This window comes from Pseudomonas sp. PS01299 (assembly GCF_029960145.1).
GTDB classification, from domain to species: domain Bacteria; phylum Pseudomonadota; class Gammaproteobacteria; order Pseudomonadales; family Pseudomonadaceae; genus Aquipseudomonas; species Aquipseudomonas putida_A.
Genome location: NZ_JASCPO010000228.1, coordinates 1 through 9,359 on the forward strand (window position 1 = coordinate 1; position 9,359 = coordinate 9,359).

The 9,359-nt window shown below is 63.2% G+C and carries 8 protein-coding genes; 7 read left to right on the forward strand and 1 reads right to left on the reverse strand.

The window, feature by feature from the left end; all coding sequences use genetic code 11:
* Window positions 1–289, reverse strand: a 289-nt coding sequence (gene tssD / locus QMX91_RS25820; RefSeq protein ID WP_282413577.1) for a type VI secretion system tube protein TssD, incomplete at its 3' end; no start/stop codon positions are given.
* 526 nt (window positions 290–815) lie between these two features.
* On the opposite strand from tssD, the gene QMX91_RS25825 reads away from it, so the two are divergent.
* From QMX91_RS25825 to QMX91_RS25855, 7 genes are read left to right on the forward strand one after another with little or no spacing between them, the layout of a single operon-like run.
* Entirely contained in the window at window positions 816–2,438 is a 1,623-nt protein-coding gene (locus tag QMX91_RS25825; RefSeq protein WP_098967409.1) for a methyl-accepting chemotaxis protein, read from the forward strand.
* Window positions 2,438–2,956: a chemotaxis protein CheW gene (locus QMX91_RS25830; RefSeq protein WP_223008213.1), complete on the forward strand. Its 519-nt coding sequence runs from the start codon at window positions 2,438–2,440 to the stop codon at window positions 2,954–2,956. The genes QMX91_RS25825 and QMX91_RS25830 overlap by 1 nt, the downstream gene beginning before the upstream one ends.
* Window positions 2,953–4,230: a CheR family methyltransferase gene (locus QMX91_RS25835; protein ID WP_282413578.1), complete on the forward strand. Its 1,278-nt coding sequence runs from the start codon at window positions 2,953–2,955 to the stop codon at window positions 4,228–4,230. Before QMX91_RS25830 ends, QMX91_RS25835 begins: the two co-directional genes overlap by 4 nt.
* The gene (locus QMX91_RS25840; RefSeq protein ID WP_007964201.1) at window positions 4,227–4,922 is read left to right on the forward strand and encodes a chemotaxis protein CheW; all 696 of its coding nucleotides are present in this window, start codon (window positions 4,227–4,229) and stop codon (window positions 4,920–4,922) included. The genes QMX91_RS25835 and QMX91_RS25840 overlap by 4 nt, the downstream gene beginning before the upstream one ends.
* On the forward strand, window positions 4,919–7,207 hold the full coding sequence (locus QMX91_RS25845; protein WP_282413579.1) for a hybrid sensor histidine kinase/response regulator: 2,289 nt from the start codon (window positions 4,919–4,921) through the stop codon (window positions 7,205–7,207). The genes QMX91_RS25840 and QMX91_RS25845 overlap by 4 nt, the downstream gene beginning before the upstream one ends.
* Window positions 7,204–8,214: a chemotaxis response regulator protein-glutamate methylesterase gene (locus QMX91_RS25850; RefSeq protein WP_098967417.1), complete on the forward strand. Its 1,011-nt coding sequence runs from the start codon at window positions 7,204–7,206 to the stop codon at window positions 8,212–8,214. The genes QMX91_RS25845 and QMX91_RS25850 overlap by 4 nt, the downstream gene beginning before the upstream one ends.
* Before the next feature lie 48 nt (window positions 8,215–8,262).
* Window positions 8,263–9,264 (forward strand): diguanylate cyclase, encoded by a 1,002-nt coding sequence (locus tag QMX91_RS25855; RefSeq protein WP_025112221.1) that lies wholly within the window; start codon window positions 8,263–8,265, stop codon window positions 9,262–9,264.
* Window positions 9,265–9,359 lie beyond the last annotated feature (95 nt).

Sequence of the window (9,359 nt, forward strand, 5' to 3'; positions counted from 1 at the left end):
GGATAACGATTTCGCTCATGCGCTCGCCGGAGGTCAGAGCAGCTTGCAGCAGAGGCGAAGCCTTGTCGTAGACCTTGGTGATGATCACTGGCTTGTGCACGCGCTGACCGGTTGGCTGACCGGATTGTGGGTCACGCGGGATGATCACGTCGTGGCTGAAAGCCTGAACCATAACCTGGTCTTCGTGGCCTTCCTGGTAGGTGTTGCCAACGGAGTCGGCGGTGAAGGCGCCGGCAGTGATCAGGCCTTGTTTTTCGCCGGTAACCGACATGTACGCTGGTGTTGCCATGGGGTGCTCTCCTTGCGGATAAATTTAGGGTGCCCGGGAGGCGAAATCGCCCGGTGGGTGCCTGACTGTTATCAAGGAGCGTGCCAGGTTTGCCAAGGACTCCGTGATCCGGGGGTTAAACTGCTCTAAAGGTCATGTTTCAAGATGTTTCATGCCAAAAAAAGGCGAAAAGTGCGCAACTTCTTGCGCAGTGGTGTGCAAGAAGTTGCGCACTCGGCTACAGGCTCCGGCACACGGGCTCTGTAGCAATTCGAGTAGCGAAAAAACGCGATCAAGTGCGCAAGAAGTTGCGCATAAAGGCGCATTGCCATTATTTGGCGAGATGTCGAGGGCGCAAATGACCGATCCAGCGCCCCTTTTTGCCATTCCATCACTGGCACGCCAGCCCCGGATTGTCGGACAGTCCCACCCCAGAGCCTTCCCGCGAACCAAGTCGGGCCGGCCCGAGGGTTAAAAAGCGTCTTATAAATGAAACACCGCCCTCGGCTATACTCCCCGCATTTCGACTTAGGCACGAGGAATCACTGTGAAGAACTGGACGTTGCGCCAACGCATTTTGGCGAGCTTTGCGGTGATTATCGCCATCATGTTGCTGATGGTCGTCGTTTCGTATTCCCGCCTGCTGAAAATCGAAGCCAGTGAAAGCAGCGTGCGTGATGACGCCGTTCCCGGCGTCTATTACAGCTCGATGATCCGCGGCGCGTGGGTCGACAGTTATCTGCAGACCCAGGAACTGCTCGGCCTCAAGGAAGGGCAGGGCATCAGCAGCGAAGACGCGGCGGACTACAAGGCCTTCGAGACGCGCCTGCAGGAGCAGATGGCCAACTACCGCAACACCGTCACCACCGACGAGGACCGGGTCGAGTTCGCTGCGTTCGAGAAAGATCACGACACCTACATGCAGATCCAGGATCAGGTGCTCGACTTGCACAAGCGCAACCTGGAAGCCGACGCGGTCAAGCTGTTCACCGAGAAGCTGACCCCGGCCTGGTACACCGGCCGCATGAAACTCAACGACATCATCGGCGAAAACAAACGGGTCGCTGATCAGGCCATGGCCAACATCGACGAAGCCGTGGCGGCGGCCAAGGTCAGCATGTTCGTCTCGCTGCTGGTGGCCGTGCTCGCAGCCGGGGCCTGCGGTCTGTTGCTGATGCGCGCGATCATGGCGCCGATGAACCGCATCGTGAAGATTCTCGAAATCATGCGTACCGGCGACCTGAGCAGCCGGCTGAATCTGGATCGCAAGGACGAGTTCGGCGCGGTGGAAACCGGCTTCAACGACATGATGACCGAGCTGACTTCGCTGGTGTCCCAGGCCCAACGCTCCTCGGTGCAGGTGACCACTTCGGTGACCGAAATTGCCGCCACCTCCAAGCAGCAACAGGCCACCGCCACCGAAACCGCGGCCACCACCACCGAAATCGGCGCGACCTCACGTGAAATCGCCGCCACCTCGCGGGATCTGGTGCGCACCATGACCGAAGTGTCCACCGCCGCCGATCAGGCCTCGGTACTCGCCGGTTCCGGCCAGCAAGGCCTGGCGCGCATGGAAGACACCATGCACTCGGTAATGGGCGCGGCCGATCTGGTCAATGCCAAACTGGCGATCCTCAACGAGAAGGCCGGCAACATCAATCAGGTGGTGGTGACCATCGTCAAGGTCGCCGATCAGACCAACCTGCTGTCGCTCAACGCTGCCATCGAGGCAGAGAAGGCCGGCGAGTACGGGCGTGGTTTTGCCGTGGTCGCCACCGAAGTACGGCGTCTGGCGGATCAGACCGCCGTCGCCACTTACGACATCGAACAGATGGTCCGCGAGATCCAGTCGGCGGTGTCTGCTGGCGTGATGGGCATGGACAAGTTCTCCGAAGAAGTGCGCCGGGGCATGGCCGAAGTGCAGCAGGTCGGCGAGCAACTGTCGCAGATCATCCATCAGGTGCAGGCGCTGGCGCCGCGGGTGTTGATGGTCAACGAAGGCATGCAGGCCCAGGCCACCGGTGCCGAACAGATCAACCATGCGCTGGTGCAGTTGGGCGACGCCAGCAGCCAGACCGTCGAGTCGCTGCGTCAGGCCAGTTTCGCCATCGACGAACTGAGCCAGGTGGCCGTCGGGCTGCGCAGCGGCGTTTCGCGATTCAAAGTCTGATGAGCGAAATCACCGCCAAACGCAGCGCTGCGCCGGTGGCGAAGCAGGCGTTGTTCCTGCTGTTTCGCATCGGCAGCGAGCGTTATGCCTTGCGCGCCACCGAGGTGGCGGAAGTGTTGCCGCGCCTGCCGTTGAAGCCGATTGCCCAAGCGCCGAACTGGGTCGCCGGGGTGTTCGCCTATCGCGGTGCGGTGGTACCGGCCATCGACCTCAGCGCGCTGACTTTCGGCCATCCCGCCGAGGCGCGCACCAGTACGCGGCTGGTGCTGGTGCATTACCGTCCGGATGAACAGCAGCCGTCGCGCTGGCTCGGGCTGATCCTTGAACAGGCGACCGATACCCTGCGCTGCAACCCCGAGGATTTTCAGCCGTATGGCCTGGACAATCGTCAGGCGCCGTACCTCGGCCCGGTGCGCGAAGATGCCCAGGGGCTGGTGCAATGGGTGCGGGTCAACGACTTGCTGGATGACGCGGTGCGCAGCCTGCTGTTTCCGGCGCCGCTTGGGGCGCAGTCATGAGCAGCGACCAGCGTTTTTTCGATTTCCTCAAGGAACGCATCGGCCTGGATGTCACGTCGGTGGGGCCGGCGATCATCGAGCGCGCGGTGCGCCAACGCACCACGCTCTCGCAAGCCGCGCACAGCGATGAATACTGGCAACTGCTGCAAGGTTCTCGGGACGAACAGCAGGCGTTGATCGAAGCGGTGATCGTCCCCGAAACGTGGTTTTTCCGTTATCCGGAATCCTTCGCCACCCTCGGCAAGCTGGCGCGCAAGCGTCTGGACGAATTGAACAACATGCGTGCGCTGCGCATCCTCAGCCTGCCGTGCTCGACCGGCGAGGAACCCTATTCGATTGCCATGGCCTTGCTCGATGCCGGGCTCAAGCCGCATCAGTTCAAGGTCGACGGCATGGACGTCAGCCCGCTGTCAGTGGACAAGGCGCGACGGGCGCTGTACGGCAAGAACTCGTTTCGGGGGCAGGATCTGGATTTCCGCGAGCGTCATTTCACGGCCGAACAGGACGGCCATCAAGTCAGCGATGCCGTACGCGAACAGGTGCGTCTGCAAGCCGGCAATGTGCTGGATCCGACGCTGCTGGCGGGTGGGCCGCCGTTCGACTTCGTGTTCTGCCGCAACCTGTTGATCTATTTCGACCAGCCGACCCAGAAGCAGGTGTTTGAAGTGCTCAAGCGTCTGACGCACGTTGATGGCGTGCTGTTCATCGGCCCGGCCGAGGGCAGTCTGCTCGGGCGTCTGGGCATGCGCTCGATCGGCATCCCGCAGTCGTTTGCCTTCAGTCGACACGCTGAACCCATGCCCGAACCTGTGGCATTGCCGACCCCGACCCCTTTGCCGGTGCGCCAACCGCTGCGCAGTCCGCCGCCAGTATCGCCGCCGGTGCGCCCACGTCCCTTTGCCAGCGTTGCACCGTTGCCTGTCAACAGCAAAAGCGCCAACCCGGACGCGGCGACCTTGCTCGCCAACATCGCCGCGCTGGCCAACGAAGGCAAAAGCGCCGAGGCCCGCGCGGCATGCGAGCAGTATCTGCGCAGTCACGAACCGGTGGCGCAGGTGTTTTACTGGCTCGGCCTGCTCAGCGATGTTGCCGGTGCCGCGCTCGAAGCCCAGAGTCATTATCGCAAGGCCTTGTACCTTGAACCGCAACACCCCGAAGCGTTGATGCACCTGGCCGCCTTGCTGCAGGCCCAGGGCGACAGCGCCGGTGCCAGACGATTGCAGGAACGTGCCGCCCGCAGCGGCCGCACCGCCGACAGTGAGCGTAAACGATGATCCCGTCCGACACCTTGAACGTCACCCACGAAGACGCCCGGGCCATCGATGATTGCTGGAACCGTATCGGTATTCATGGCGACAAGTCGTGCCCGTTGCTGGCCGAGCATATTCACTGCCGCAACTGCGCGGTGTATTCCGCCGCCGCCACGCGCCTGCTGGACCGTTATGCATTGCAGCAGGACGAACGCGATCCGGTCGCCGTGGCGGTCGAAACCGATGTGAAAACCCGTTCGCTACTGATGTTCCGCCTCGGCGAGGAATGGCTGGGGCTGGCCACCCGCAGCCTGGTGGAGGTAGCGCCGCTGCAGGCGATTCACTCATTGCCGCATCAGCGTTCGCGAGCCTTGCTTGGCGTGGCGAACGTGCGCGGGGCGTTGGTCGCGTGTCTGTCGCTGGTCGAATTGCTCGACCTGGACGGCAACGCCGCACCGGCCACTGGCGCGCGGATCATGCCGCGCATGCTGATCATCGCCGCCCACGGCGGACCGGTGGTGGTGCCGGTGGACGAGGTCGACGGCATCCACGCCATCGATGAAAAAATTCTCGACGCCGCGTCGCGTGCCGGCGGTGAGCACAACAGCACGGCCAGCGCCAAATACACCCGTGGTGTCCTGCAATTCCGGGGGCGCAGCCTGCGTTGGCTGGATGAAGAACAGCTGCTGTCCGCCGTGACCCGGAGCCTCACATGACCCCCGAGCAAATGCGCGACGCCTCGCTGCTGGAGCTGTTCAGCCTGGAAGCCGAAGCCCAGACACAGGTGCTCAGCAGCGGGCTGCTGGCGCTGGAGCGCAACCCGACTCAGGCCGACTATCTGGAATCGTGCATGCGTGCGGCGCACTCGCTCAAGGGCGCGGCGCGGATCGTCGGCATCGACAGCGGTGTCAGCGTCGCCCATGTGATGGAAGATTGCCTGGTCAGCGCGCAGGAGGGGCGGCTGTTGCTGCGGCCCGAGCACATCGATGCGTTGTTGCAGGGCACCGATCTGTTGATGCGCATCGCCACGCCGGCCAATGCTCCGCAAGCGCCGGACATCGAAGCGTATGTGGCGTTGATGGGACTCCTGCTCGACCCTTCGGCAGCGCCCGCAGTGGCGCCGCTGCCCATGGCCGAATTGCAGATGCAGGCGCCGCCGCCTGCGCCGATTGAAACCCCGGCGCCATCGATCGATACAGCGCTGGAAACCTCCGACCCGGCACCGCGCAAGAACAAGCGCACCACCGAGGGCGGCGAGCGCGTGCTGCGGGTCACCGCCGAACGCCTGAACAGCCTGCTCGACCTGTCGAGTAAATCGCTGGTCGAAACCCAGCGCCTCAAGCCGCATCTGGCGACCATGCAGCGTCTCAAACGCATGCAGAACAACGGCCTGCGGGCGCTGGAAAGTCTCAATGTGCACCTCAAGGAACATGCGCTGAGCCTTGAGGCCCAGGAAGCCCTCGAAGATGCGCGGCGCTTGCTGGCCGAGTCTCAGCAATTACTCGCGGAAAAGAACGCCGAGCTCGACGAGTTCGCCTGGCAAGCCAGCCAGCGCGCCCAGGTGCTCTACGACACTGCGCTGGCCTGCCGCATGCGCCCGTTCGCCGACGTGCTCACCGGTCAGGTGCGCATGGTTCGAGACCTGGGGCGCAGCCTCGGCAAACAGGTAAGGCTGGAGATCGAGGGCGAGAAGACTCAGGTTGATCGCGACGTGCTGGAAAAGCTCGAAGCGCCGCTGACTCATTTGCTGCGCAACGCGGTCGATCACGGCATCGAAACCCCGGAACAACGCTTGCTCAAGGGTAAGTCCGAAGAGGGCCTGATCCGCCTGCGTGCCTCGCATCAGGCCGGTTTGCTGGTGCTGGAATTGAGCGATGATGGCAATGGCGTCGATCTGGAAAAGGTCCGCCGCAGCATTGTCGAGCGTCAGCTTTCGCCCGCCGAGACGGCGGCGCAGTTGAGCGAAGAAGAACTGCTGACCTTCCTGTTCTTGCCGGGTTTCAGCCTGCGCGACACTGTGACCGAAGTGTCCGGGCGTGGCGTCGGCCTCGACGCGGTGCAGCACATGGTGCGGCAACTGCGCGGCGCGGTGGTGCTGGAGCAGACGGCGGGCGAGGGCAGCCGCTTTCATCTGGAAGTGCCGCTGACCCTGTCGGTGGTGCGCAGTCTGGTGGTCGAAGTCGGCGAGGAGGCTTATGCGTTTCCGCTGGCGCATATCGAACGCATGTGCGATCTGGAGCCACAGGACATCGTGCAGATCGAGGGCCGTCAGCATTTCTGGCACGAAGGTCGGCATGTCGGGCTGGTCGCGGCCAGTCAGTTGCTGAATCGTCCGGCCAGTCAGAGCAGCGGCGAAACCCTCAAGGTCGTGGTGATCCGCGAGCGTGACGCGATCTACGGGGTGGCGGTCGAGCGGTTTGTCGGCGAGCGCACGCTGGTGGTGCTGCCGCTGGATGAGCGACTGGGCAAGGTTCAGGATATTTCCGCCGGGGCGCTGCTCGACGACGGTTCGGTGGTGCTGATCGTCGATGTCGAAGACATGCTGCGCTCGGTGGACAAACTGCTCAACACCGGGCGTCTGGAGCGCATTGCCCGCCATGGCAATCAGGCCGCCGAAGTGGCGCGCAAACGGATTCTGGTGGTCGACGACTCGCTGACCGTGCGCGAGTTGCAACGCAAGTTGCTGCTCAATCGCGGCTATGACGTGGCGGTCGCGGTGGACGGCATGGACGGCTGGAACGCGCTGCGTTCGGAGGACTTCGATTTGCTGATCACCGACATCGACATGCCGCGCATGGATGGCATCGAACTGGTCACCCTGTTGCGCCGCGACAACCGCCTGCAATCGCTGCCGGTGATGGTGGTCTCGTACAAGGATCGTGAAGAGGACCGGCGTCGTGGACTGGACGCTGGCGCCGACTATTATTTAGCCAAGGCCAGTTTTCATGACGACGCCCTGCTTGATGCAGTGGTTGAGCTCATTGGAGGAGCGCGGGCATGAAAATCGCAATCGTCAACGACATGCCCCTGGCGGTGGAGGCTTTGCGCCGCGCGCTGGCCTTCGAGCCGGCGCATCAGGTGGTCTGGGTCGCCAACAACGGCGCCGAGGCGGTGCGGTTGTGCGCCGAAAACACCCCGGATCTGATCCTGATGGACCTGATCATGCCGGTCATGGATGGCGTCGAAGCCACGCGACGGATCATGGCCGAAACCCCGTGCGCGATCGTTATCGTCACGGTCGACCGTCAGCAAAACGTGCACCGGGTTTTTGAAGCCATGGGCCACGGCGCGCTGGATGTGGTCGATACCCCGGCCATTGGTGCGGGGAACGCGCAGGAAGCGGCGGCGCCGTTGCTGCGCAAGATCCTCAACATCGGCTGGCTGATCGGCGAGAAAACCCCGCGCTCGCGTCCGGTGCCGACGCCTCACCGCAGTTCGGCGTCGTGCAAGCGGCTGGTGGCGATCGGCTCGTCTGCCGGCGGACCGGCCGCGCTGGAAGTCCTGCTCAAGGGCCTGCCACGCCATTTCTCGGCCGCCATCGTGCTGGTGCAGCACGTGGATCAGGTGTTTGCCGCGGGCATGGCCGAATGGCTGGCCAGCGCCAGTGGCCTCGATGTACGCCTGGCCCGCGAGGGCGAGCCACCGCAGGCCGGCGCGGTGCTGCTGGCCGGCACCAACCACCATATTCGTTTATTGAAAAACGGCACGCTGGCCTACACCGCCGAGCCGGTCAACGAGATCTACCGGCCTTCGATCGACGTGTTTTTCGAAAGTGTCGCCAGCTATTGGAACGGCGATGCCGTCGGGGTTTTATTGACCGGGATGGGACGCGACGGGGCGCAAGGGCTTAAGCTCATGCGCCAGCAGGGTTATCTGACCATCGCGCAGGACCAGCAAAGCAGTGCGGTGTACGGCATGCCCAAGGCAGCAGCGGCCATCGATGCGGCCGTCGAAATCCGTCCACTGGAAAAGATCGCGCCACGATTGCTGGAGGTATTCCCCAAATGAACAGGCTATTCCGCAATCCTGGCCCCCGCAGTACTCAGGTGACCGCCCATGAATGATTTACAGATCGACGACATTAAAACCGACGAAAACGCCGCCATGGTGTTGTTGGTGGACGATCAGGCGATGATCGGCGAAGCCGTGCGCCGTGGGCTGTCGAATGAAGAAAACATCGACTTCCACTTTTGCTCCGACCCGCACCAGGCCATCGCCCAGGCGGTACGGATCAAGCCGACGGTGATTCTGCAGGATCTGGTGATGCCCGGCCTCGACGGCCTGAGCCTGGTGCGCGAATACCGCAATCATCCGGCGACCAAGGACATCCCGATCATCGTCCTGTCGACCAAGGAAGACCCGCTGATCAAGAGCGCGGCGTTCTCGGCCGGGGCCAACGACTATCTGGTGAAACTGCCGGACACCATCGAGCTGGTGGCGCGCATCCGCTATCACTCGCGCTCCTACATGACCCTGCTGCAGCGCGATGCGGCGTACCGTGCGTTGCGCGTCAGCCAGCAGCAATTGCTCGACACCAACCTGGTGCTGCAACGGCTGATGAACTCCGATGGGCTGACCGGGCTGTCCAACCGCCGGCACTTCGACGAGTACCTGGAGCTGGAATGGCGCCGCTCGCTGCGCGACCAGAGCCAGTTGTCGTTGCTGATGATCGACGTCGATTACTTCAAGTCCTACAACGACAGCTTCGGCCACGTTGAAGGCGATGAGGCGCTGCGCAAGGTCGCCACGGCGATCCGCGACGCCAGCGCCCGACCGTCGGACCTGCCGGCCCGCTACGGCGGTGAAGAGTTCGCCCTGGTGCTGCCGAACACCTCGCCGGGCGGCGCACGACTGGTGGCGGAGAAACTGCGCCAGACCGTGGCGGCGCTGAAGATTCCGCACAACACCCCGGGCGACGGGGCGAGCCTGACCATCAGCATCGGTCTGGCGACCATGGTGCCGCAGGCGGGCAGCGATTGCCGGCTGCTGATTTCGGCGGCGGATCGTGGGTTGTACCTGGCGAAGAACAACGGGCGTAATCAGGTGGGTATCGAATAGGTTCGCAATCCCCCTGTGGGAGCGGGCTTGCTCGCGAATGCGGAGTATCAGTCGACATCGATGCTTAATGACACACCGCCTTCGCGAGCAAGCCC

Bases quoted from the DNA above. Each gene is read 5' to 3' on its own strand.
- QMX91_RS25830 (WP_223008213.1), top strand. From the start codon at position 2,438: ATGAGCGAAATCACCGCCAAACGCAGCGCTGCGCCGGTGGCGAAGCAG.
- QMX91_RS25835 (WP_282413578.1), top strand. From the start codon at position 2,953: ATGAGCAGCGACCAGCGTTTTTTCGATTTCCTCAAGGAACGCATCGGC.
- QMX91_RS25840 (WP_007964201.1), top strand. From the start codon at position 4,227: ATGATCCCGTCCGACACCTTGAACGTCACCCACGAAGACGCCCGGGCC.
- QMX91_RS25845 (WP_282413579.1), top strand. From the start codon at position 4,919: ATGACCCCCGAGCAAATGCGCGACGCCTCGCTGCTGGAGCTGTTCAGC.
- QMX91_RS25850 (WP_098967417.1), top strand. From the start codon at position 7,204: ATGAAAATCGCAATCGTCAACGACATGCCCCTGGCGGTGGAGGCTTTG.
- QMX91_RS25855 (WP_025112221.1), top strand. From the start codon at position 8,263: ATGAATGATTTACAGATCGACGACATTAAAACCGACGAAAACGCCGCC.